General features: G+C 66.3%; 18 protein-coding genes. 6 read left to right on the top strand and 12 right to left on the bottom strand.

The window, feature by feature from the left end; genetic code table 11:
* Nucleotides 1-200: 200 nt before the first annotated feature.
* Genes HY019_RS08935 through HY019_RS08925 form a run of 3 tightly spaced genes read right to left on the bottom strand, consistent with a single transcriptional unit; the run spans nucleotide 201 to nucleotide 1,995 of the window.
* Nucleotides 201-473: a cytochrome C oxidase subunit IV family protein gene (locus HY019_RS08935; RefSeq protein WP_290690712.1), complete on the bottom strand. Its 273-nt coding sequence runs from the start codon at nucleotides 471-473 to the stop codon at nucleotides 201-203.
* 26 nt (nucleotides 474-499) lie between these two features.
* Entirely contained in the window at nucleotides 500-1,096 is a 597-nt protein-coding gene (locus HY019_RS08930) for a cytochrome c oxidase subunit 3 family protein (RefSeq protein WP_290690710.1), read from the bottom strand.
* A 17-nt stretch (nucleotides 1,097-1,113) separates the two neighbouring features.
* On the bottom strand, nucleotides 1,114-1,995 hold the full coding sequence (locus tag HY019_RS08925) for a LysR family transcriptional regulator (RefSeq protein ID WP_290690709.1): 882 nt from the start codon (nucleotides 1,993-1,995) through the stop codon (nucleotides 1,114-1,116).
* A 111-nt stretch (nucleotides 1,996-2,106) separates the two neighbouring features.
* Here HY019_RS08925 and metE point away from each other — a divergent pair, with 111 nt between their 5' ends.
* On the top strand, nucleotides 2,107-4,389 hold the full coding sequence (metE, locus tag HY019_RS08920; RefSeq protein ID WP_290690706.1) for a 5-methyltetrahydropteroyltriglutamate--homocysteine S-methyltransferase: 2,283 nt from the start codon (nucleotides 2,107-2,109) through the stop codon (nucleotides 4,387-4,389).
* A gap of 12 nt (nucleotides 4,390-4,401) precedes the next feature.
* Here metE and HY019_RS08915 read toward each other — a convergent pair whose 3' ends face one another.
* Nucleotides 4,402-6,513 (bottom strand): diguanylate cyclase, encoded by a 2,112-nt coding sequence (locus tag HY019_RS08915; protein ID WP_290690703.1) that lies wholly within the window; start codon nucleotides 6,511-6,513, stop codon nucleotides 4,402-4,404.
* Nucleotides 6,514-6,700: 187 nt separating this feature from the next.
* Between HY019_RS08915 and HY019_RS08910 the strand changes: the two genes are divergently transcribed.
* The 5 genes from HY019_RS08910 (at nucleotide 6,701) to HY019_RS08890 (ending at nucleotide 13,783) form a co-directional block, all read left to right on the top strand.
* Complete coding sequence (locus HY019_RS08910) at nucleotides 6,701-7,396, top strand: hypothetical protein (protein ID WP_290690699.1); 696 nt, start codon at nucleotides 6,701-6,703, stop codon at nucleotides 7,394-7,396.
* A 221-nt stretch (nucleotides 7,397-7,617) separates the two neighbouring features.
* Nucleotides 7,618-10,578, top strand: a complete 2,961-nt coding sequence (locus HY019_RS08905; RefSeq protein WP_290690696.1) for a PAS domain S-box protein — start codon at nucleotides 7,618-7,620, stop codon at nucleotides 10,576-10,578.
* Nucleotides 10,579-10,664: 86 nt separating this feature from the next.
* Nucleotides 10,665-12,095: a glutamate-cysteine ligase family protein gene (locus HY019_RS08900; protein WP_290690692.1), complete on the top strand. Its 1,431-nt coding sequence runs from the start codon at nucleotides 10,665-10,667 to the stop codon at nucleotides 12,093-12,095.
* Nucleotides 12,096-12,112: 17 nt separating this feature from the next.
* Nucleotides 12,113-13,162, top strand: a complete 1,050-nt coding sequence (locus tag HY019_RS08895; protein ID WP_290690690.1) for a M14 family metallopeptidase — start codon at nucleotides 12,113-12,115, stop codon at nucleotides 13,160-13,162.
* 105 nt (nucleotides 13,163-13,267) lie between these two features.
* Nucleotides 13,268-13,783, top strand: a complete 516-nt coding sequence (locus HY019_RS08890) for an SRPBCC family protein (protein WP_290690687.1) — start codon at nucleotides 13,268-13,270, stop codon at nucleotides 13,781-13,783.
* Between the two features lie 33 nt (nucleotides 13,784-13,816).
* On the opposite strand, the gene HY019_RS08885 is transcribed toward HY019_RS08890, so the two are convergent.
* The 8 genes from HY019_RS08885 to HY019_RS08850 all read right to left on the bottom strand — a co-directional run bounded on the left by HY019_RS08885 (nucleotide 13,817) and on the right by HY019_RS08850 (nucleotide 22,452).
* Complete coding sequence (locus HY019_RS08885) at nucleotides 13,817-14,731, bottom strand: cupin domain-containing protein (RefSeq protein WP_290690684.1); 915 nt, start codon at nucleotides 14,729-14,731, stop codon at nucleotides 13,817-13,819.
* 10 nt (nucleotides 14,732-14,741) lie between these two features.
* Nucleotides 14,742-15,461, bottom strand: a complete 720-nt coding sequence (locus HY019_RS08880) for a sigma-70 family RNA polymerase sigma factor (RefSeq protein ID WP_290690672.1) — start codon at nucleotides 15,459-15,461, stop codon at nucleotides 14,742-14,744.
* Between the two features lie 228 nt (nucleotides 15,462-15,689).
* Entirely contained in the window at nucleotides 15,690-17,033 is a 1,344-nt protein-coding gene (locus tag HY019_RS08875; protein ID WP_290690668.1) for a HupE/UreJ family protein, read from the bottom strand.
* Nucleotides 17,030-18,232, bottom strand: a complete 1,203-nt coding sequence (locus HY019_RS08870) for a tetratricopeptide repeat protein (protein ID WP_290690664.1) — start codon at nucleotides 18,230-18,232, stop codon at nucleotides 17,030-17,032. Before HY019_RS08870 ends, HY019_RS08875 begins: the two co-directional genes overlap by 4 nt.
* Nucleotides 18,233-18,255: 23 nt before the next feature.
* On the bottom strand, nucleotides 18,256-18,534 hold the full coding sequence (locus HY019_RS08865; protein WP_290690659.1) for a hypothetical protein: 279 nt from the start codon (nucleotides 18,532-18,534) through the stop codon (nucleotides 18,256-18,258).
* Nucleotides 18,535-18,544: 10 nt separating this feature from the next.
* Nucleotides 18,545-20,203 carry a DUF4331 domain-containing protein gene (locus HY019_RS08860; RefSeq protein ID WP_290690656.1) on the bottom strand — a complete coding sequence of 553 codons (1,659 nt, stop codon included), beginning with the start codon at nucleotides 20,201-20,203 and terminating at the stop codon, nucleotides 18,545-18,547.
* An 88-nt stretch (nucleotides 20,204-20,291) separates the two neighbouring features.
* Nucleotides 20,292-20,984, bottom strand: a complete 693-nt coding sequence (locus tag HY019_RS08855; protein WP_290690653.1) for a DUF305 domain-containing protein — start codon at nucleotides 20,982-20,984, stop codon at nucleotides 20,292-20,294.
* On the bottom strand, nucleotides 20,959-22,452 hold the full coding sequence (locus HY019_RS08850; RefSeq protein WP_290690648.1) for a hypothetical protein: 1,494 nt from the start codon (nucleotides 22,450-22,452) through the stop codon (nucleotides 20,959-20,961). The genes HY019_RS08855 and HY019_RS08850 overlap by 26 nt, the downstream gene beginning before the upstream one ends.
* Nucleotides 22,453-22,514: the final 62 nt, after the last annotated feature.

Below are 22,514 nucleotides of genomic sequence, written 5' to 3'. Positions count from 1 at the left end.
CCCATGATGTTTCCCTGTGATTATTTATTGTTGAAGCGGCCGAACTCGTTGCGGTAAGCATCGCTGCCAACGACCAGAGACCCCCATCCGGGCTCGAGCGCTGCGCTTCATGTACGCGATTGTGGCGCCTGTCAACACCCTCGCACAGTCCCCTTAAGTGGGACCGGGTTGTTCCTAGTGAGCTGGAAGAAAATCGCCCCTCACCAGCGACTGCCCAGCCAGTAGGCCAGCACGATCGCCACGAGCACCAGGGTCAGCCAGCCCACCATCAAGCGCCGCCACAGCGCAGGGGCATGGCGCAGCTCCATGAAGTCCAGGATCACCAGCATGCCCTTGCCATAGGCCAGCGCAAACATCAGCAACACGGGTGCGATGCCGGCCCGGCCGGACAGGCCGCTTTCCCCCAGGCTGAAGGTGATGAGCGTGGCCACCACCAGGGCCAGCCAGATGCGGTTGATCTTGTTGTTCAGCATGGCAGCTCCGGGGTTCAACGCATCCATCAGCGCATGACGTAGACCAGCGGGAACAACACGATCCACAGCAGGTCGACCATGTGCCAGAAAGCGGCACCGGTTTCCAGCGAGTGGCAATCGTGGCGGCCATATGCGCCCTGCCCGGTCCGCACAAGCAAGATCGCCAGGATCACCATGCCGGCCACCACATGCAGGAAGTGGAAGGCGGTCAGCATGAAGTACAGCATGTAGAAGTCGTTGGTCGACAGGTCGATGCCGGCATGGAGCTTGGCCGCGAACTCGGTGACCTTCATGAGCACGAAGCCGCTGCCACACAGCAGGGACCCGATCAGCCAGCGCCCCCCTTGTGTGCTGTCATCACCGCGCACGGCCTGCACCGCGCGGGCCACGCACCAGCTGCCCGAGATCAGCAGCAGGGTGTTGACCACGCCCGAGTGCAAGTCCAGGGTGCGCTGCGATTCATTGAACAAGGCCACATGGCGTGCCCGCGTGAAGGCATAGGCCAGAAAGAGGATGCCGAAGGTGAGCAGCTCGGCCAGGATCACCAGCCAGATGGCCAGATCCCCCACCAGATGGGGCTCTTCACGAACGTCGTGGGCAAGCGTGGTTTGCGTGGCAGCCATGGCCCATCGTATCGCGCTCAGGCACCGTGGGCCAGCTTCACGAAGGCCTGCAGGTAGTCGATGTCGGCATCCGCTTCGCGCCAGCCCAGGAAGATCTGCTTGGCAATGCCCTTGCGGCCCAGCTTCACCGGTGTGACGGGCATGCTGCGCGCGTAGTCCTTGACCAGCCAGCGCGGCAAGGCGGCCACGCCGCGGCCACTGGCCACCATCTGCAACATGATGTCGGTTGTCTCAATGGTCTTGTGGCGCCTGGGTGCAATGCCTGCCGGCGTGAGGAACTGGTTGAACACATCCAACCGGTCAGGCGCCACCGGGTAGGTGATCAGCACCTCGTCGGCCAGCTGGGCCGGCTCGACATGGCGCGCCCTGGCCAAAGGGTGTCCCGGCCCCACCACCAGCACCTGCTCGTAATCAAAGACCGCTTCAAAACACAGGCCGGGCTTGTACAGCGGGTCAGGTGTCACCAGCAGGTCGATCTCGTAGGCGAACAAGGCCCCGATGCCGCCGAACTGGAACTTCTGTTTGACGTCCACATCCACATCGGGCCATTGCGCCAGGTAGGGCGACACGACCTTGAGCAGCCACTGGTAACACGGGTGGCACTCCATGCCGATGCGCAGGGTGCCACGCTCGCCTTGCGCGAACTGATGCAGGCGATCCTGTGCCTGCTCCAGTTGCGGCAGCACACGGTTGGCCACGGCCAGCAGGTACTGGCCAGCCTGGGTCAGGCGCAGGCTGCGGCCCTCGCGCAACCAGATGTCCGTGCCCAGTTGCTGCTCCAGCTTCTTCACGGTGTGGCTGAGCGCCGACTGCGTCAGGCACAGCACCTGGGCCGCCGCCGTCAGCGAGCCTTGGCGGTCAACCTCGCGAACGATGCTCAGGTGGATGCGCTCGATCATGGCAAATCATGAATGAAAGTAATGGATCGCTGAATTAATACCATTTTACTTCATGGATCGTGATCCCTACCATCGCCTTCGTTTTGAACAAGATCCACAGAAAGACGAAACATGGTCACGACACACAACCTGGGTTTTCCTCGCATCGGCGCCAAGCGTGAGCTCAAGTTCGCGCTGGAGTCGTACTGGAAGGGGCAGACACCGCGCGAGGACTTGCTGGCGGTGGGCGCCCAGTTGCGCCAGCAGCACTGGCAGGCGCAAAGCGGCCTGGACCAGGTGCCCGTGGGCGACTTCGCCTTCTACGACCAGGTGCTGGACATGAGCTTCACGCTGGGCAACCTGCCCGAGCGCGTGCGCGACTTCCATGGCGATGCGCTGGACAACGCCTTCCGCGTGGCCCGTGGCCGCACGGCCAGCCACAGCGAGTGCTGTGGCGGCGGCGGCGTGCAGGCCGGCGAGATGACCAAGTGGTTCGACACCAATTACCACTACATCGTGCCCGAGTTCGCGACGGGCACCACCTTCAAGCTGGACGCCACCCGCTTGCTGGCCCAACTCGATGAGGCCCACAGCCAGGGCGTCAAGGCCAGGCCCGTGCTGATCGGCCCGGTCACCTACCTGTGGCTGGGCAAGGCCAAGGATGCGTCCAACAAGCTGGCCTTGCTGGAGCGCCTGCTGCCTGTCTACGCGCAGCTGCTGGACTTGCTGGCCGCGCACGGTGTCGAGTGGGTGCAGATCGACGAGCCCGTTCTGGTGACCGAGCTGGACACCGACTGGCGCCACGCCTTGAGCCTGGCCTACCACCAGCTCAAGGCCTGCCGCGTCAAGCTGCTGCTGACCACCTACTTCGGGCCCCTGCGTGAGAACCTGCACCTGGCCTGCACGCTGCCAGTGGCTGGCCTGCATCTGGACGCCATCAACGCACGCGATGAGCTGGCGCCCGTGCTGAACCTGCTGCCATCGCACAAGGTGCTGTCACTCGGTGTGGTCAATGGGCGCAACATCTGGCGCACCGACCTGCAAGCCACGCTGGCCTGGCTGGAGCCCGTGCACGCCAAGCTGGGTGAGCGCCTGTGGCTGGCGCCCTCGTGTTCGCTGCTGCACGTGCCGGTGGACTTGAACAGCGAACACAGGCTCGATGCCGAGTTGCGATCGTGGCTGGCCTTTGCCTTGCAAAAGCTCGATGAGCTACGTTGCCTGGCCACGGCCTTGACGCAGGGCCGCGCAGCCGTCCAGGCCCAACTGGCAGAGAATGCCGCGGCCATGGCCTCGCGCCGCACCTCACCGCGTGTGCACAAGCCTGAGGTGCAGGCCGCACTGGCCCGCATCACACCGGCGCTGGGCCGCCGCCACAACCCCTATGCCGTGCGCGCCCGCCAGCAGGCGGCCCTGCTGAAGCTGCCGCCCTACCCGACCACCACCATCGGCTCCTTCCCGCAAACACCCGAGATCCGCCATGCACGCAGCCAGTACAAGGCCGGCGAGCTGGATGAAGCCGGCTACCAGGCCGCCATGCACGCCGAGATCGCCCGCAGCGTGAAAGAGCAGGAGGACCTGGGCCTGGACGTGCTGGTGCACGGTGAGGCCGAGCGCAACGACATGGTCGAGTACTTCGGCGAACAGCTCGACGGTTACGCCTTCAGCCAGTTCGGCTGGGTGCAATCCTATGGCTCGCGCTGCGTCAAGCCGCCCATCCTGTTTGGCGACATCAGCCGCCCGCAGGCCATGACGGTAGGCTGGACACGTTATGCCCAGTCGCTGACCACCAAGCCCATGAAGGGCATGCTGACCGGCCCGGTGACCATGCTGAACTGGTCTTTCGTGCGGGATGACCAGCCCCGTGCCGACACCTGTTTGCAACTGGCGCTGGCCATCCGCCAGGAGGTGCAGGATCTGGAGCAGGCCGGTGTGCGCGTCATCCAGATCGACGAGGCCGCCTTGCGCGAAGGCCTGCCGCTGCGCCAGTCGCAGTGGAAGACCTATCTGGACTGGGCCGTGCAGGCTTTCCGCATCTCGGCCAATGGCGTGCAGGACGACACCCAGGTCCACACGCACATGTGCTATTCGGAGTTCAACGACATCATCGCGGCCATTGCCGACATGGACGCCGACGTGATCACCATCGAGACCTCGCGCTCGGACATGGAGTTGCTCGATGCCTTCGAGCATTTCCAGTATCCCAACGAGATCGGGCCCGGTGTGTACGACATCCACTCGCCCAACATCCCCACACAAGCGCACATCGTGCAACTGATGCGCAAGGCCGCCGAACGCATCCCGGCCGAGCGCCTGTGGGTGAACCCGGACTGCGGGCTCAAGACACGTCAATGGGCGGAGGTGATCCCGGCCTTGCGCAACATGGTGGAGGCCGCCAGGACGCTGCGTGCGGCCTGATGAGGCAGGCGATCAGGCCTGAAGCTGAACGGGCGCCGCCTTGCGTGGCGGCTCGCTGAGTCTGACCGTGTGGCGCCCGGCCTGTTTGGCCTGGTACATGGCGCCATCGGCTTGCTTGATGCAATCGTCTTCGGTGCCCGGCTCGCCCAGGAACAGCGCCACGCCAATACTGGCGCTGCAGTGGTGCTCGATCACCGCGTGATCCCCATCCGGCCTGGGCAGGCGCAGGTGATAGGGCTCTGACAGCGTGCTCAGGATCTTGTCGGCCACGCTCATGGCATGGGCGCGGGCCGCGTCTTCACCGGCATCCAGGTCACCCAGGATCACGACGAACTCATCCCCACCAAAGCGGGCCACGGTGTCGGACTCGCGCACCAGGCCTTTGAGGCGATGGGCCACTTCCACCAGCAGCAGGTCGCCCGCATCGTGCCCATGGCGGTCATTGAGCGGCTTGAAGTTGTCCAGGTCCAGGAACATCAAGGCGCCATGCTGGCCCGTGCGTTTGTGGCGCGCCATTGCCAGCCCCAGCCGGTCCATCAGCAGGCGGCGGTTGGGCAGGCCGGTGAGGGCATCGTGGTAGGCGAACTGCCGCACGCGCTCTTCCATCTGCACACGGTCGGTGATGTCGGTGAGGAAGTTCAAGGTGGCGGGCTGCCCTTCCCACTCGAAGCTGGTGCCACTCAACTCGAACCAGCGCACGCCATGCTCACGCGTGAGCACCCGCACCGGGTATTTGAAATCGCCATCAATACCGGCCAGGCGTTTGCGCCGGTTGCGCACCACCAGGTCGCTGTCGTCCTCGTGGACAAAGTCCAGGAAGGAACGCCCCAGGATCACGTTCTCGGGGTAGCCGGCCAGCTCGCACAGCTTGGGATTGGCAAAGCGGATGAGGTCGCCCTGCACCACGCAGATGCCTTCGTTGGCCGAGTTGATCAGGCAGCGGTAGCGCGCCTCGCTCTGTTTGAGCTCCTGCGCTTCCCGGCTGCGCTCGATGGCGATGCTGGCCAGAGCAGCCGATTGCTCGATGAGCTGGATATCGGCTGGTGAGGGGGCATGGGGCTCGCGGTGGTAGATGCCGAAAGTGCCCAGCACCTTGCCCCCCGATGACAGGATAGGTTGCGACCAGCACGCCCCCAGGCGAGCCCGCGCCGCCAGGGCTTTGTAGTCGGCCCAGTAGGGATGATGCGCGATGTCCTCGACCACCACCCTTTGCCCCTTGAAGGCGGCGGTGCCGCACGAGCCCACGCCTTCGCCAATCTCCAGGCCGTTGATGGCCGCGCTGTAAAAATCGGGCAGGCTGGGCGACACGCTTTCTGCCAGATGGCGGCCTTGTCGGTCCAGCAGCACCACGCTGCACAGCATGCCCGGGTGCAGGCGCTCGATGCCTTGCACCATGGCCACCAGCACCTGCCGCAAGGGCAGGCCACTGGTCAGCAACTCCAGGATCTGGCTGCGGAACTGCTCGGCCCCGCGCTCGTTTTGCAGCGCCTGCTCGGCGTGCTCCTGGTTCATCATCACCAGGCCAATGGCCAGCAAGAGCAGCCCCACCAAGGAGATCACGAAGGTGGCGCTCTGCACGGGGTGGGAGTCCCCCACCGCGGCGATGTGAACCTCGCCCAGGAACATGCCGAGCACGCGCAGCAACATCACACTCAGGACCAGGGTCAAGCCGGTGGCCAGGATGTACTGGCCACGCCCGGGCGTGACACGTCGCCGCTGCCACAAGGTCACCAGCAAGACCAGCGACTGGGCACTGACCAGCAAACCAGCCAGCATGAAGCGCGCACGCTGATCGTGAAGAAGCAGACTGAAGCCCAGCAGGCTCAAGGGCACGGGCAACCACAGCAGCCATCGAACAGGCTGGCGTGCCTGGAACCGGTACAAGCCCTCGCCAAACAGGGCAAACGCGGCCGCAATGGCCATATTGGCCACCACGATGGACAGAAAGTCGGGGATCAGCCCGCGCAGGCAGTAAAGCGCATAACCCAGGCCATGCAGCGCCAGCGCCGTCGACCACAGCAGCAGATCCGGGTGGCGCCGGTATGCGATCACGGCGATGGCCGCACCCGTGACGGCGCTGACCACCATGATCATCAGGAGCATCGTCGGGGTGTGAAGGGCCATGTCAATGAAGAAGGAGGATCAGCCAATTTCGGCAGCAAGTGCCCTGACCTAAAGCCTGATAAGCGCAAACAAACACCGCCTTGAGCCACGACTGCCCCACCGCGGGCCTGACTAAAGTTCGGCTTCCCGTGATGCGCCATATTGCATGGTGCAACGGCACTCAACAAGCCCTTTCGAGGAGAGCCCCATGCTGAACCCACGCCTGACCGCCCCGCGCGCTGTCCTGAGCGCTGCCGCCCTCAGCGGCCTGATGTTCAGCATGGCCGCCATCTCGGCCTACGCCGGCGAGTCCTACGTGAGCGTGGGCCTGCCTGGGGTGGTGGCCGGTTACGCCATCACGGTCAACGAGAAGCTGGGGCTGCGCGCCGATGCGGGCACCATGGGCACCGTGCGGCGCACGCATTCGGTGTCGGGCGTGGGTTTCGACACCAAGGCGCAATACAACCGCTTCGGCCTGTTCGCCGACTACTTTCCCTTTGGTGGGCGCTTTCGGCTGACCGGCGGGCTGACCTTCAACAAGGCCCAGCTGGATCTGAACTCCCGCTTTGATGGCAACTCGTCCATCACCGTCAACGGCCAGACCATCACGCCCTCGTCGGCCGACTATTTCAACCTGCAAATGAAGTTCCCTGCAACCATGCCTTACATCGGTCTGGGCTGGGGCCACCAACCCCGCGCCGCCGGCATGGGTTTCATCGCCGATGTGGGCGTGTCGATCGGGCGGGCCAAGCTCGATACCGACACCAACATCGTGGGCAAGACCTACAGCGGCTACACCGTCACCCAGACTGATGTGGACGCCAAGACGGCCGAGATCCATGACGCCGTGGGCCACATCACCTTCCTGCCGAGTGCCAACATCGGCCTGAACTACCGCTACTGACTGTTTTTCAAGGCTTGGTCGCTGTCGCAGGTCGCCTCGGCAGGGCAAACGCAAGTCCTGGGCTTGAGCCCCGAATGCCGGTACCGTTTCACGACGGTGTCGGCATTTGTCTTTGTGCCTGCCGCCCCCCCTCTTGTCACCAGCACAGATATATCGACAATCGGGCAATGTGGCGAGTCTCGCCGGTCCAGATCAACTCATCGGGGTCGTCTGTAGCATCCATGAACGAACCCAGCTCCACCCGCCTGTTGACCCGTCTGGCCGTGCTGCTCGGCCTGCTGCTGCTTGGTTTTGCCGGCCTGTTTGGCTGGCACGCCTGGCAGGCAACCCAGCAGGAGCAGGTGCGCCAGATGCAGGCCGCCCTGCATATCTCGGAAACGGCGCTGGACCGCTACTTCACGCAGGTGGAAGCCGGCCTCAGGGGGCTGGCCCAGGACCTGGTCTCGGCCAACCGGCTCACACACCCCGAGCACGCCCAGCAGCTGGTGCAACGCTTTCATGCCCTGCACCCCGAAACGCTGGCGGTTCACCTGGTGGCCCCCGATGGCCAGTTGCAAGCCTCCTCACCGGCCCGGGCAGGCCCCCTGCCCTCCCTGGCTCACGAAGCGGCGTTCCAGTATTTCCTGAGCACGCTCGATGCCGACACCCGCATGGATCTGGGCCGCCCTTTGCGTGGTGCCGTGACCGGGCAATGGATTTTCCCTGTGCGCTATGTGCTCAAGGACACGCAGGGGCAAGTCCTGGGCTTCATCGTGTCTTCCATGCCCGTGGACTTCATGCAGACCTTCTGGCGTGGCGCCCCCGTCACCCCGAACGCCACCATCGGGCTGATCCGTGATGACCGCTACCTGCTCACCCGCTATCCCATCCCTGCCAGCGCCCCCCTGGAAACCGTCTATGGAGAACCGCGGGATGGCGCGCTGACGCGCTACCTTGCGCAGAACCAGTTCCCGCTGGAAGGCAAGGTCGAAGGGCCCAACCAGCTGGCGGGCAGCGCGTTCAGCAATGTGTTCCGCCGCATGGCGCATTTCCCGATCACGGTGTTCGTGGCCATGCCCGTGGCCGACATCCAGCGCCTGTGGTGGCAACAGGCGCGCGTGCCCTTTGTGTTGATCGGCCTGCTGTTTCTGGGCGGCTTCATGGGCTACCGCTTCACGCTCGCGCGCCAGCGAAGCTGGAACGCGGAAGCGCAACTCGCCGCGCAAGCGCTCCAGGCCAGCGAAGCAGAGCAGCGCTTCCTCATCGACCACCTGATGGCCGGGGTGGTGGTGCACAGCGCCGATGGCAAGGTGCTGCGCAGCAACCCACAGGCGTGCCGGCTGCTGGGCCTGAGCGCCGAGCAGATGCAAGGCCGCGCCGTGATCGACCCGGCCTGGTGCTTCCTGCACGAAGATGGCACCCACATGACCATCGACGAGTACCCGGTGGCCCAGGTGATCCGATCCGGGCAGGCCGTGGGCGATCTGGTGGTGGGGGTGCAACGCCCTGGTGCGCAGGAGCCGGAGTGGGTGCTGTGCAATGCCTACCCGGAGTTCACGGCGGACCAGACCTTGCGCCAGGTGGTGGTGACCTTTGCCGACATCACCGCGCGCAAACGCATGGCCCAGACCCTGGCCCGCAGCGAAAGCCGCTACCGCATGCTGTACGAAAACAGCATGAACGGCGTGATGATCACCTCGATCGAGGGCGACATCCTGAGTGCCAACCAGGCGGCCTGCGCCATCTTCGGCCTCACGGAAGCCGAGTTGTGCCAGCGCCATCGCCGGGATCTGACTGATGAACACGACCCCAGGGTGGCGGCGCTGATGCAGCAACGCCGGCAAGCCGGTCACGCGCAAGGCGAGATCACCATGCGCCGTGGTGACGGCAGCCTGTTCGACGCGGAGATCTCCACCGTGACCTACTCGGACGCCTTGGGTGAAACTTTGTCCAGCGTCGTGGTGCGCGACATCACCGACCGCCGGCGCGCGGAAGCCGCACTGGTCGCCAAGGACCTGGCCGAGCGGGCCAACCTGGCCAAGAGCGAGTTCGTGGCGCGCATGAGCCACGAGCTGCGCACCCCGCTCAACGCCATCCTGGGCTTTTCACAGATCCTGCAACTCGACCGGCAACAGCCCTTGGCGGGACGGCAACGCGAGTGGCTGCAGCACATCATGCAAGCCGGCGGCCATCTGCTGGCGCTCATCGACGACCTGCTGGACGTGTCGCGGCTGGAGTCGGGCAGCCTGAAGATCGAGCACAGCGATGTGGACGCCTGCGAGGTCGCCCGCGAGGGCGTGCGCGAGATGCGGGTCCAGGCGGCCGCAGCCAGCGTGGCGCTGAGCCTCGATCTGCCCGAGGTGCCCCTGCCTTGCATACGCGGGGACCGCACGCGGCTCAAACAGGTGCTGCTCAACCTGATGTCCAACGCCATCAAGTACAACCGCCCGGGCGGCCAGGTCAGCGTGCGTGCGGAAGTGGCGGGCCCTGTGCTGGGCCTGATCGTGCAGGACACCGGACTGGGCATGAACCCGCAGCAGATCGCCCAACTGTTTCAGCCCTTCAACCGCCTGGGGCGAGAGCAGTCCGCCATCGAGGGCACCGGCATCGGCCTGGTCATCACGCGCAGCCTGATCGAGCTGATGGGCGGCCATCTGAGTGTGCAAAGCCAGGAAGGGCTGGGCAGCGCCTTCCGCATCGAGTTGCCGCTGTGTCAGACGCCCGACGATGCCACCCCATCTGCCTCTCTTTCGCCCCCGGCCTGGCCCGAAGCCGCACACGCGTCGCCAACAGCCGGCCCCAGCACAAAGGTGCTCTACATCGACGACGAGGCCGCCAACCGAGCATTGCTGCTGGCATACGGGCAATTGCGCCCCGACTTGCAGCTGAGCGTGAACGAAGACGGCCTCAGTGGCCTGGCGCAGGCGCGGCAATGGCACCCCGACATCCTGCTGATCGACATGATGATGCCCGGCCTGAACGGCGTGCAGGTCCTGCAGATGGTGCGCGCCGACCCGCTGCTGCACGCCACCCCGTGCGTGGCGGTGTCGGCCAATGCCATGCAGACGCAGATCGACGATGCGCTGGAAGCGGGCTTTGACGGTTACCTCACCAAGCCGCTGGCCGCTGGCGACCTGTTCCGCGAAATCGACCGCATCCGGCAAGCCCTTGTCACGGGCGCGCCAACCAGGCAGGCAACTTGATACGCCTCAAGCCCGGTACGGTTATCGCGTGATCCCGCGCCCGCAAATGGCGATGATGCAAGCTTGTTCACCGCCATCACCACCTCATGGGCCAGGAGATCACCTCAACCCGCTTCACCGAGCAGGATCACACCCGATTCAGCCAGCGGCTGGCCGACGAAACCCGGCTGGCACAAGCCACCTTTGCACAAGGCGGTTTCGCGGCAGATGCCCGCGTGGCCGGCTTCGAGCTGGAAGCCTGGCTGCTGGACCGCCACTTCTGCCCCATCCCCTGCAACCAGGCCTTTCTGGCCCGCATGGCCGACCCACTGGTGGTGGCCGAACTCTCGCGCTTCAACATCGAGCTCAATGGTGAGCCGCAACCGCTCACGGGCCTGGCCTTGTCCCGGCTGGAGCAGGGCCTGAGCCAGACCTGGGCGCGCTGCCTGCAAACGGCGCACGACGAGGAAGCCACGGCCGTGGCCATCGGCACCCTGCCCACGCTGCGCGAGACCGACCTGAACCTGTCGACCATGACGCCCTCCAAGCGTTATGTCGCGCTCAACCAGCAGGTGTTCAAGGCCCGCCAGGGCCGCCCGATCACGCTGGACATCGCCTCACACCGGCCAGGTGAGCCGCACTTGCACACCAGCCATGCCGACGTCATGCTGGAGGCGGCCACCACGTCCTTCCAGGTGCACCTGCAGGTGCCCGCCGCGCAGATCAGCCGGCACATGAACGCCTCGATGATCCTGAGCGGGCCCTTGCTGGCCTTGTCGGCCAACTCGCCCTTCCTGTTCGGGCACAGCCTGTGGCACGAGACGCGCGTGCCGCTGTTCGAGCAGGCCGTGGACTGCGGCAGCGACCAGCATGCACAAGGCCGGCGCGTTGGCTTTGGTGAGGGCTACCTGGGCAGCGACCCCACCGATTACTTTGCCGACAACGCCCGCCGCTACCCAGTGCTGCTGCCGCTTTGCAGCGACACGCCCGACAGCGCCTTCACCCACCTGCGCCTGCACAACGGCACCATCTGGCGCTGGAATCGCCTGCTGATCGGCTTCAACGACAGCCGTCAACCCCATCTGCGCATCGAACAGCGCGTGATGGCGGCCGGCCCCAGCATCATCGACATGATCGCCAACGCCGCCTTCTACTACGGCGTGGTCCACATGCTGGCGCTGGGCGCCACACCACCCGAGGCCTTGCTGCCCTTTGCGCCCGCGCGCGACAACTTCTACCGTGCCGCCCGCGAAGGCCTGGATGCCCCGCTGAGCTGGCTGGATGGCCGCACCCGCTGCGCCGCCGACATCCTCATCGACCTGCTGCCCATGGCCCGCGAAGGCCTGCAGCAACAAGGCCTGGCCTCGCAAGACATCGAGCGTTACCTGGACGTGCTGGCCGTGCGACTGCGCACCCACCGCAACGGCGCAGCCTGGCAACTGGCGCACCATGCCCGGCATGGCGACCTGTTCAAACTCACTGCCGACTACCTGGCCAACCAGCGCAGCGGCCTGCCTGTGCACGAATGGCCTCTTTGACAGCCTCTTTGACATCCATGAAGCTCACCCGCCTCACCGCCCTGCCCGATGGTTTTCTGGACGCCACCGCGCGCGACCTGCACCAGCTCATCGACGGCCCCACCCTGATCCACCTGCCTGGCCGGCGCACACCCGAGCTCTTCGTGTCCGTGCTGCTGCATGGCAACGAGGACGTGGGCCTGGTGGCCATCCAGCAGGTGCTCAAGGCCCATGCCGGGCGCGAGTTGCCTCGGGCCATGAGCCTGTTCATCGGCAATGTCTCGGCCGCGCAAACCGGCATGCGTCGGCTGGACACGCAGCCCGACTACAACCGCATCTGGCCCGGCACCGTGGTGCATGCCGGCACCCCGGAGGCGGCCATCGCGCGCGAGGTGCAAGCCATCATGCTGCAACGCGGCCTGTTTGCCAGCATCGACATCCACAACAACACCGGCCTGAACCCGCACTACAGCGTGGTCAGCCAACTGGATGCGGCCACGCTGCACCTGGCCTTGCTGCTGACCCGCACGGTGGTGTGGTTCCGGGGGCCGCAGGGCTCACAGACCGCGGCCTTCGCCCCGCTGTGCCCCTCCGTGGCGGTGGAGTGCGGCAAGCCCGGCCACCCGGCCAACGAGGCCGCCGCCGCCCGTTTCATCGAGGCCTGCCTGCATCTGGCCGCCTTCCCCGAACATGGCGTGCGTGAGCCCGACATCGACCTGTACCACACCGTGGCCCTGGTGAAAGTGGCGCCCGATGTCGACTTCGGCTTTGGCACACCGCAGCGCCCGCTGAACCTCAAGGCCCAGCTGGACCACCTCAATTTCGTGGAGCTGAATGCTGGCGCGGCCTTTGGCGACACCGCTCTGGCCATGCCACTGGATGTGCGCGACGAAGCCGGGCAGGACGTGGCCCACACCTTCTTCGACACGGGCGACGGCACCCTGCGCCTCAAGCGCCCGGCCATGCCCGCCATGCTGACGCTGGACGAACAGGTGGTGCGACAGGACTGCCTGTGTTACCTGATGGAGCGGGTGCCGTTTGCCACCGTGCAGCAGGCAGATCGTTCGTCGGTCGCGGCCAAGCCGTGACAAGCCTCACGCCAAACGCCCTGGCCACAGCACTTTGCACACATTGCATCCAGCCCGACACGACCAGCGTATGAAGAGGGTTGCCCTCTTTGTGATCGCCCCTGCATGTCCCCGACCCGCTTTGTGCTCATCAGCCGCTGGCGCCTGCATTGTCCCGCGCCGCAGGTGTGGGCCTTGCTCACCCACCTGGAAGGCTGGCCGCAATGGTGGCCGCATGTGCGCGAGGTGAAGATCCTCAAGCGCTCGGCCCCCGGGCAGACGGGCACACATGCGCAACTGACCTGGCAGACCGCGCTGGGCTACCAGTTGACCATCGACGCGCTCAATACCCGCACGGAGCGCCACCCCGATGGCCACGGCGAGATCGAGGGCCAGTCCAGCGGCGATCTGCGCGGGCATGGACTGTGGCTGATCGACCCGGTCGCCCCCGATGTGGTGGACGTCACCTACCGCTATCAAGTCGAGTTGACCCGCCCGTGGATGCGCCGCTTCGCCCCGCTGTTGCGCGGCCTGTTCGCCTGGAACCACTTCACGGTGATGCGCGCAGGCGCCATCGGCATGGCCCGGCGCCTGCATTGCACGGTGTCAGAGATCGCCAACTGGCGAGGTGGCCCGGCCTGATCCAGGCCGAGCCGAGCCGGTCGATCGACGGGATCAGCCAGGGCGCACGCTGGGGTCCACCACCGCGGGGTCGATGGCGCCGTGGAAGTACAGCACGCAGCCCACGTCCGATTGCAGCGCGCCGTGCCCCGTGCCGCGCGGGGCGAACTGGAAGTCCCCCTGGCACAAGAGCACATCGCCCAGGAAGAGGTCGCCGGCCACCATCAGACATTCTTCGCCATGGCCGTGGCCATGTGCCGGCACGCTGGCGCCGGGCTCAAACTGCACCAGCATCGAGATGCGGTCCCCCTCGGCATACAAGGGCTTGATCTGCACACCACGGCGCAGCGGCTCCCAGGCCATGTCGTTGGCGCGGGCCAGATGCGGCATCGCCGTGCGGCCAAAGGCCTCTTCACCAGGCTCGATGCAGCGCCAGTACAGCCGTGTGCCGGCGCTGGCCTGCAGGCGCAGGGGCCCCTGCTCGTTTTCTTGCGGGGGGCACAGCAGGTAGTCCTGTTCATGCAGGGCCTGCCCGTTGACATGGACTTCGCCTTGCAGCACCAGGCACTCATGGGCCTGGCCCGTGGCAGGCAGGCTGCATGCGGCATCGGCCTGCCATTGCAGCAAGCTGCTCTGCGCGGCGTCATCGGCATGCAGCGGGCGTTGCTGCACGCCGGGGGCGAGCATCAGCCACTCGCCATCGTGCACACGCGTGGTCACAAAGGGGCGGTTGGCGGCGGCACTGCGGGCCACGCGCGCCAGCAGCTTGCCGCGCAGGCGGGCATCCTGGGCGGCGTCGGGCTCGATCGGGCTCAAGGCCGTGGCCAGCGTGGGCGCCAGGCCCAGCGCGGCCAGCGGCGCCACACCGGGCAGCGTCTGCGGCTCGAACTCGGCCGGGCCGATCAAGGCGGAGCTGGCGGTGCCGGACATGATGGACGGGGGGGTAGGCGAGGGTGTCAAGGGCTTCATGTCGTGGTCCTCACGCCGCATCATACGGATTGGCCACGTGGTCGCAGCCTGGGGTCAACCACTTGCGCAGGACCGTCAGGGCGCGTCGGATATGGGACTTGACCGTGCCCAGCGGCAGGCCGGTCTGCCCGGCGATTTCTTCATGGGTCAGGCCTTTGAAGAAGGCCAGGGCCACGAGTTGCCGCGGCACCGCCTCCAGCTGACGCAAGGCGCCATGCAGTTGTTCATGGCTTTGCATGGATGCCAGCAGGTCATGCGGGTTGTCGGCGTGATCGCTGTGCAGGCGCTGCGCATCCAGCGCGTCGCCCAGCGCATCAGCCGACACGGTGTCGGCTTGCGCACGGGTGCGGGCACGCAGGGCGTCCAGCGCACGGCTGCGGGCGATGGTCAGCACCCAGGCCAGGGCCGTGCCGCGCTGCGGATCAAAACGGGGGGCCTGCCGCCAGACCTGCCAGAAGGTGTCTTCAGCCACTTCTTCGGCCAGCGCGGGGTTGCGCACGATGCGCAGGGCCAGGCCATACACACGGCCCACCGTCGCGCGGTACAGATCGGCCAGCGCGGCTTCGTCCTGGCGCACCACGCGCGACAACCAGACCTGCAGCTGCACCTCGTTGGCGGTCGGGGGGGGCCGCAAGGGGGGAGCCTCCGCGCACGCCTCTTCAGACGCAGCGTCGAGCCACTCGGCTTCGAGGTCGTCCACGCAGGCGTTCAGATCAGAAAGATCGGTCATGGGAAGGTCCCGACAAGGCTGGGCTTGGGCAGGGCTGGCTCGGCAGTCTGAATTGAATCATGGGCGCGCCTGACTGTGTTTGGCAAATGCCTCGATTCCTTACGCCCTTTCATACCGCGTGGATTCACGCTACCCCTTTCGCCATCATGGCTTTATCGGCAGATGAGCCCGCCTGGGCCCGCCTGGGCCCGCTTGAGCCAGATTCGGCCTGATCAGCCGATCAGGCGCTCAACCCGGCACCCAGCCCAGGGCCACATCGGCCACACGCTGGTACAGCCACAGCGCGGCCAGCACGGCAATGGCCAGCGAGCCCGGCAAGACCACGGCCTGGCGGTACAAGGCCGTGCGCCGCAACCAGAAAGCCAGCGGCAGGACCAGGGCCACCAGCATCAACTGCCCCAGCTCGACGCCCAGGTTGAAGCCCAGCAGCGGCCAGGCCAGGTCTTGCCGGGAAAGGCCCAGGTCCTGCATGGCGCCAGCAAAGCCGAAGCCGTGGACCAGGCCGAAGCCGAACACCACGATCCAGCGGGGTGCGCGCAAGAGTGGCCAGAGGTTGTCCAGCGCGGCCACGAGCACGCTCAACGCGATCAGGGACTCGACCCAGCGCGAAGGCGGCGACACCACGCCAAAGGCCGCCAGGGCCAGCGTCAAGGAATGGGCCAGCGTGAAGGCCGTGACCAGGCGCAGGACCTCGCCCAGCGCGCTGCGCCATTGTTCACGTGGCAACCAACCGAGTGGGGCGGCCATGCCGGGGCCGGCCTCCGCGCGGCGCCACACCGACACCAGCAACAAGGAGACGAGGAAAAGAATGTGGTCCATGCCGGCGGCGATGTGGTCGACGCCGTCGTGCACGTAACGCAGCAGGAGGGCGCTGTGGGTTTCACCATGGGTTTCGCTACCGGAAGCGCTGTCCGCCGTGCGGGGTGGGGCCGCTGATGTGCTCATTGAGGTGGTCGATATGTTCGACACGGGCGAAGCGGCATCGGCCTGCGTGGACAAGGGCACGCCGCCCTGCAAGCCTGTCCAGCTCACATGGTGCTGCGTGCGTGTCACGCCCAGCACCACGCTGCTGACCTCGCGTGCCGTGGCCATGCCCGCGCCCTGCACACGCCAGCGCACGATGCCACGGTGCGTGGGGTCGCTCAGGGCGAAGAGGCGGTAATCCACATCCAGGTCGGACCAGGGCTGGGCCGCCGACAAGGGGCATTGCACGGTCCACGCCAACACCGCGTACTGCCCGTCGGTGTGCGCGATCACGGCCGGGGCCTGGTCGCTGCCGGCCACCGCGGTGCAGGCCACACCGGCATGCGTGAGGCGCATGTGCGGGCGGACGTAGCCCAGCATGTCGGCCCAGCGTGCGCGCACCTCGCCCCAGGTGAGCCGGCCATCGTCGTTGCCATCAAGGGAGAGCTCGCCGTCCAGGTCGCGCAGGGCCACGTGCCAGTTCACCAGAACCTGGCCACCATCTTGCGCGGTCAGGGTCATGTAGCTGTCGCTGGGTTTGTGGGGCCAGGCCGTGCCGGCACTGCACCAGGCCAGCACGCACAGCAAGAGGGCGCGCAGGTGCTTCACAGCCAGGCCTCCAGGCGCTTGTCAGACCAGCCCCAGCGGCGCATGAAGGCACGCACCGCATCGGCCGCCTGAGGCTCACCCGCAGCCTGAGCGGCTTCCAGCAAGATGCGCGCGTCTGCTGGTTCTTTCTGAACCTGCCAGTTCAGTTGCGCCAGCCTCAAGGCCTCTTGGGGGCGCTTGAGCAGGTGCAGCGTGAAGCGCGCTTCTTCGCGCCGGTGCACGCTGTCACCACGTTCGTGCGCGGCGGCAAAGCGCGCACGCAAGGCCTGCACGCTGCGGTCCAGTGCCGCATCGCCCGTGACGGCATAGGCCTGCGCCAGGCGCAGCAGCAGAGCGTCGTTGCGCTCGTGGCCTTTGAGCAGGCTCACCACCTCGGCTGCGCGGCCCTGGTCCAGCAACAAGTCTGCATACGCACCCTGGGTGTAGGCATCGTCCTCAGCGGCCAGCACGGCCTGGTAGAGCGCGGCCGCCTTGTCTGGCTGGCCTTGACGCTGTGCCAGCTCAGCCCGAATGAGGTTGAGGTAGCCCGACAGCTCACGCGGGGCACGGGTCACAAGTTCGGCCAGACCACGCTGGGCGGCGTCCGCAGCCCCCGCCTCCCCACGCTGGCTGTGCAGTTCCAGCGCGCAAGCCTGGGCATGCCAGGGTGCGCCGGCTGGCTTGAGCGCGTTGCAGGCGCTTTGTGCTTCATCGTATTGCCCGGTCACCTGCAGCACCGATGCCAGTGTCAGCCAGGCTTGCGGCTGATCCGGGCGGGCCCGCACCAGGGCGCGCAGATCACGCAGGGCCGCATCGAAGTCATGTGTGCTTTGCAAGATGGTGGCGCGCAACAGGCGCACCTCATCGGGTGGGGCGGGCTGTGACCACCAGGGCGTCAAGGCGGCTTGCGCCTGCCCCAGCCAGCGCGGGTCGCCGTCCTGCCTGGCCCAGCGCAGGGCCTGCCAGGCCACCTGCGTGGCCAGCGCCACATCGGTGGGCCTGGCACGGGCCTGGGCACGCAAGGCGCGCCAGGCTTTTTCCTGCGCAGACAAGGGCCGCTCACGCAGCACCTCCACCACCTCGCTGTCGAGCTGCGGCACGCGGGGCTGGGCGGCGAGGGCCGGCATGCCCCCGCTCAGCAGCACGGCCAGCCCGGCGAGCACCCCGCCCCGCAGGCCCACGCGGAGCCCGCTCGCACGCCTTGCCTCCACCCACTGCATGATGCCCTCCTGTCGCTCGGGGCTCAGACCGGCTCGGCCGTGTCGTCCGTGGCCAGCGACGCCGGGACCGGCAAGGGCTCCAGCGTGTCGGTCGTGGCCGGCGGGGTCGAGGCCAGGCTGCTGGTGTAGCTGGTGGCCACGGCCGCGTTGCTGCTGGCAGCAGGTGCCACTTGCACGGTGGGGTCCGCACTGGCTTGCGCGCTGGGGGCACCGCCGCCGCCACCGCCGCAAGCCGACAGCAACAACACACCCAGCACGGCACCGGCCGCACGCAGCGTCTTCAGGTTTGAAATGGCATGCATGGCGGGCTCCTTACTGCTTGGGGGTCGAACCGGAGTTCGGCGTGTTCAGGTAAGGAAAGCGCGTCAGGAAGGGCACCTGCGCCTGGTCCACCCCATCGTGCACATTGGCGGCATTGGGCAGGCCATTGCTGCCTGCGGCCTTGGCCGTGGCGGTCAGTGAGGCCGTCGTGCAGGTCGAGGTCAGCGTGCCGACCTTGGGCACCACCACCGAACTCAGGCCCAGGTCGATGCTTTCATTGATGGCGCACAAGCCACCCACCATGGCCACCAGGGCGATGTCGACCACGTCATCCTTGGGCCGGCGGCCATTGGGGAAGCCCGCCAGGTCCGTGGCACCGGCCACCGAGCCCGCAGCCAGGATGGCGCCTGCCGCACCCAGGCGGTTCTGGCTGCCCTCGGCCACCGGTGCCACTGCGGTGTTCAAGCGCAGTTCGTCGGCCGCCGCGGTGAGGTTGGCGGGCCGGTTCAAACCGGTGATGCCCGTCAGGAAGGCCGAGACCAGGTCGGTGCGTGGCAGGTTGGTGGGCGCCAGGCCCGCGGTGTCATTGACCAGCACCAGGCCCAGCAAGGCGGGCAAGGTGGGGTTGGTCACATAGGTGGCGAACTGCAGATCGTCCTTGGGCTTGGAGGCGTTGAACTTGTCCTTGTCACGCAAACCGATCACGACCTCGTTGACCAGCGGGTTGCCCAGGCGGGACACCTGCACCCAGGCGCCACCGGCCTTGTCCGTGGTCTGCAGGCCCGATGCGGGTGAGCCATCCAGCAGGCGTGCCTGGCGCATGCTGGCCGTGGTCCAGCCGCCGATGACCGGGTCGCTGCCCGAAGTCAGGCAGGACTTGTGCACCTCCAGCGCCAGCGTGGTCACGTTCTTGTCCTGGATGGAGTTGGCCGCGAAGGCGTTCTTCAGATCCGGGTTGAGGATCTGCGCGGGGGTGGCATTGACCAGGTCGAAGATCGGGCCCAGGTTGACGGCAAAGCCATCCTGGCGCTGGCCCACGAAGACCTTGGCCGGCATGCTGCAACCCGGGATGGTGACGGTGTGGACGTGCTGCTGGGCGTAGTTCTCGTAAGCCGTGCTGTTGCCCAGGGTCTTGTCGCCGATGTAGTCCACCGGCTTTTCAAGGGTGCTCGTGCTGCTGCCCACTTTGGTCAACAAACCGACCGTGCCTTTGCGCCGATCGCCACGCACCACCTTGACGGAATAGGTCTCGGCCACATTGAGGTGGCCATCAGCCACGGTGCTGACGGCGCCGGCCTGCGTCAGCGGGATCGCGACATTGGCATTGCCGATCGCCAGCTCCACGCCCTTGCCATTGTTGGCCAGCGTGTTGTTGAAGCGGAACTGGAAGGTGAGGTCCTCGACCGCATCGCCGTTGTTGTCCACATGGATCTCGTACAGCGCGTTCGGGTCCATCTTGAAGTAGTTGGGGCCGCCGTAGGCATCCTGCAGCGGCTGGTAGTTGGCAATGAGCGTGACGTAGCCCGAGCGGCCGGCCTCGTAGCTCATGAACATGTAGAAGTCGGTGCCGTCCACCTTGGGTGAGGTGGTGATGAAGGGGGCTTCGCGGTGGCTGGAGGCCAGGGCGGTATCCAGGCTGGTGATGCCGGCGCATGCGGCCAGGGTGCAGACAAACAGCCGGCGCAAGGCCGGACGACGAGCGTGTGACATGAGAGGCTCCTGAAGGTGCGAGGAAGAAGGTCTGGGTGTCGCGACCTGTTCTCTACGCCGGTGCGTCGCACATGGATGCACCCCACGCTCAATGCGTCTTCAACCACCTCAGCATCAGCATCAACTCCTGCTGCTGTTCCGCGCTGACGGCCCGGGCAAAGCCACGCACCGCATCCAGCTGCGCATACTCGGATGCGAAGCGTGCCATGACCACGGCCCCTTGATGGTGGCGGACCATCAAGGCGAGGAACATGGCATCAAAGGCCTCTGCCTGCGCCACCGCAGCCAGCGCGTCGAGCTCGGCCGGGGAGGCCAGGCCAGGCATGCCCCGCCCCTGGATGCAGTTGTCGATGAAGCGCTCATAGGCCGGGTCACGACGAGGCGAACGCCCGTAGGCATCGCGCATCCAGTGCATCTCGTCGGTGGGCGCGATGCCGGGTGCCTGCCACAGCATCAACCAGCCCTGCATGTAACCAACCTCCTTGAGTTGCTGGTTGACGATGCCCTGCGCGAGTTGCCGCACACGAGGCGAGCCTTTGGCCAGGGCCATCTGGGCCATGGTCAAGGCCTGCTCGTGGTGCAGGGACATGTCCTGCGCGAAGCCGATGTCGACGGGGCCATGCTCGGGGCCGACAGGGGCGGTCGAGGTGGCCTCGCCCCTCAGCCGTGGCATGGTCGCGAACTCGACCCCGACCACGACGGCCGCCACCAGCGTGATCATCGTCATCAAGGCCAGGGTCTTGAGCCGATCGCTCTCAACGGGCAAGTGGATAAACGCCATGTGTGAACTTCAAGACCATGAAGCCGTTGTCGTTGCAGGTGGCCCAGAGTTGGCCGTTGACGAACTGGGGCGCCGATGAGCACCAGTCGGCCGTCAGATCAGGCAACTTGCTCTTGCTGGCCTGCATCTGCAACAAGGCCGGGTCGGTGATCTGCTTGTCCAGGATGCTGCCAAACGCGGGTGAGGCCACGTGGTCGGAACCGGGCAGCAAGGCGTTCTTGCCTGTTTGCGCGGGCGGGTTGAAGTAGGCAATCTCTTTGGGCTTGAGCGGATCGCGGATGTCGAACACCCGGATGCCCGACTGGAAGTAGCCGCAGGCCAATGCAGTCGGCTCGATGGGGCGGTCTGCCGCGCAGTAGTGCGCGTCGTACTTGAAGACACCATTGCCCAGCCCATCCTGTTTGGCCGCGTCGGCGTTCTCCTTGAGCTGGATGGCCAGGCGGATGTGCGAGACGACAACCGGGTTGAGCTCGTCCGAGATGTCGATGAAGCGGATGCCGCCCCCCAGGCCATCCCCCCCGATTTCATCAATGGCGATCACATAGGGGCGCCCTTTGATCGTCGTGGGCACCGCCCTTTGTGTGGTGCTGCCATCGCGCCAGGTGAGCTTGGCGATCTGCCTGACCCGGCGGTTCGTCGCCTTGCGGTTCTGGATGTCGCTCACATCCAGGATGACCAGCCCTGCCGGAAAGATGCTGGCCAGGTACATGCGCGTGCCGTCGGCATTGAAGGACATGCCGTGGTTGACGAAGATGGTCGAGCCACCGAAGTAGATGTTCACGGGCTTGGCGGGGTTGCTCACGTCGATGGCGCTGAGCGTGCCGCCGGCCAGGCCCGATGTCCAATAGGTCCGGCCATCGGGCGACCACTCGCCCTCATGGGCCACATTGGTCACGGGCAGGGAGTCCCCCGTGTCCGACTTGTTGAGCAACCTGGGGTTGGCGCAATCGGTGATGTCGTACAAGTCCAGCTTGCCCGCGCCCAGCAAGGTACCCACGCCCGCCCCGGCCAGCATGGTGCCCGCCTCATTGACCTTCAGCGACTCCCAGGTGCCCAGCTCGAAAGCACGGGTGGCCAGCGCGCGGGCCAGGACGGGCTGGGCAGGGTTGGACACGTCAATGACCTGCACGCCGGGCGAGGCCTTCTTGCCCCGCCCCGAAGCCGACGTGGCCATGTAGGCGCAATGCCCACCCACCGCGCTGATGGTGGCCGAGCCTTCGCCCTGGTACTGGCCCACCAACGCCAGGTTGCAGGCATAGCCTTGTCGGCTGCGGCCATTGAGCCGGTCTGCCAGCGGCACCTGGCCTTGCAAGCCCGTCTCAGGCCGGTCGCCCGGCCCGCACACCGCGGCGGCCACAGCCACATTGACATCCGTGGAGCGGTCCTCGGCCGCCTGGGTCACCGAGATCTGGCCAGACAACAAGGCCAGCGCCAAGACTGCAAAGGGAAAGCGCGTGCGTTTATCCATCGGGGTCCTCTTGCGTTTGGATACCTGTTCATGACCTCGGTCAAGCCGGCATGCGCCACTGA

It is taken from the genome of Aquabacterium sp., assembly GCF_016195855.1.
In the GTDB taxonomy this organism is placed as follows: Bacteria; Pseudomonadota; Gammaproteobacteria; order Burkholderiales; family Burkholderiaceae_C; genus Aquabacterium.
Note: the sequence above shows the minus strand (reverse complement) of the source record. Positions and strands in the feature narration are given on the sequence as shown.

What these genes read in the sequence shown, in the direction of transcription:
- HY019_RS08885 (WP_290690684.1), bottom strand. Translation starts at nt 14,731, where the DNA reads ATGAAGCCCTTGACACCCTCGCCTACCCCCCCGTCCATCATGTCCGGC.
- HY019_RS08870 (WP_290690664.1), bottom strand. Translation starts at nt 18,232, where the DNA reads ATGCAGTGGGTGGAGGCAAGGCGTGCGAGCGGGCTCCGCGTGGGCCTG.
- metE (WP_290690706.1), top strand. Translation starts at nt 2,107, where the DNA reads ATGGTCACGACACACAACCTGGGTTTTCCTCGCATCGGCGCCAAGCGT.
- HY019_RS08860 (WP_290690656.1), bottom strand. Translation starts at nt 20,203, where the DNA reads ATGTCACACGCTCGTCGTCCGGCCTTGCGCCGGCTGTTTGTCTGCACC.
- HY019_RS08915 (WP_290690703.1), bottom strand. Translation starts at nt 6,513, where the DNA reads ATGGCCCTTCACACCCCGACGATGCTCCTGATGATCATGGTGGTCAGC.
- HY019_RS08890 (WP_290690687.1), top strand. Translation starts at nt 13,268, where the DNA reads ATGTCCCCGACCCGCTTTGTGCTCATCAGCCGCTGGCGCCTGCATTGT.
- HY019_RS08855 (WP_290690653.1), bottom strand. Translation starts at nt 20,984, where the DNA reads ATGGCGTTTATCCACTTGCCCGTTGAGAGCGATCGGCTCAAGACCCTG.
- HY019_RS08910 (WP_290690699.1), top strand. Translation starts at nt 6,701, where the DNA reads ATGCTGAACCCACGCCTGACCGCCCCGCGCGCTGTCCTGAGCGCTGCC.
- HY019_RS08895 (WP_290690690.1), top strand. Translation starts at nt 12,113, where the DNA reads ATGAAGCTCACCCGCCTCACCGCCCTGCCCGATGGTTTTCTGGACGCC.
- HY019_RS08900 (WP_290690692.1), top strand. Translation starts at nt 10,665, where the DNA reads ATGGGCCAGGAGATCACCTCAACCCGCTTCACCGAGCAGGATCACACC.
- HY019_RS08930 (WP_290690710.1), bottom strand. Translation starts at nt 1,096, where the DNA reads ATGGCTGCCACGCAAACCACGCTTGCCCACGACGTTCGTGAAGAGCCC.
- HY019_RS08935 (WP_290690712.1), bottom strand. Translation starts at nt 473, where the DNA reads ATGCTGAACAACAAGATCAACCGCATCTGGCTGGCCCTGGTGGTGGCC.
- HY019_RS08880 (WP_290690672.1), bottom strand. Translation starts at nt 15,461, where the DNA reads ATGACCGATCTTTCTGATCTGAACGCCTGCGTGGACGACCTCGAAGCC.
- HY019_RS08925 (WP_290690709.1), bottom strand. Translation starts at nt 1,995, where the DNA reads ATGATCGAGCGCATCCACCTGAGCATCGTTCGCGAGGTTGACCGCCAA.
- HY019_RS08865 (WP_290690659.1), bottom strand. Translation starts at nt 18,534, where the DNA reads ATGCATGCCATTTCAAACCTGAAGACGCTGCGTGCGGCCGGTGCCGTG.
- HY019_RS08905 (WP_290690696.1), top strand. Translation starts at nt 7,618, where the DNA reads ATGAACGAACCCAGCTCCACCCGCCTGTTGACCCGTCTGGCCGTGCTG.
- HY019_RS08850 (WP_290690648.1), bottom strand. Translation starts at nt 22,452, where the DNA reads ATGGATAAACGCACGCGCTTTCCCTTTGCAGTCTTGGCGCTGGCCTTG.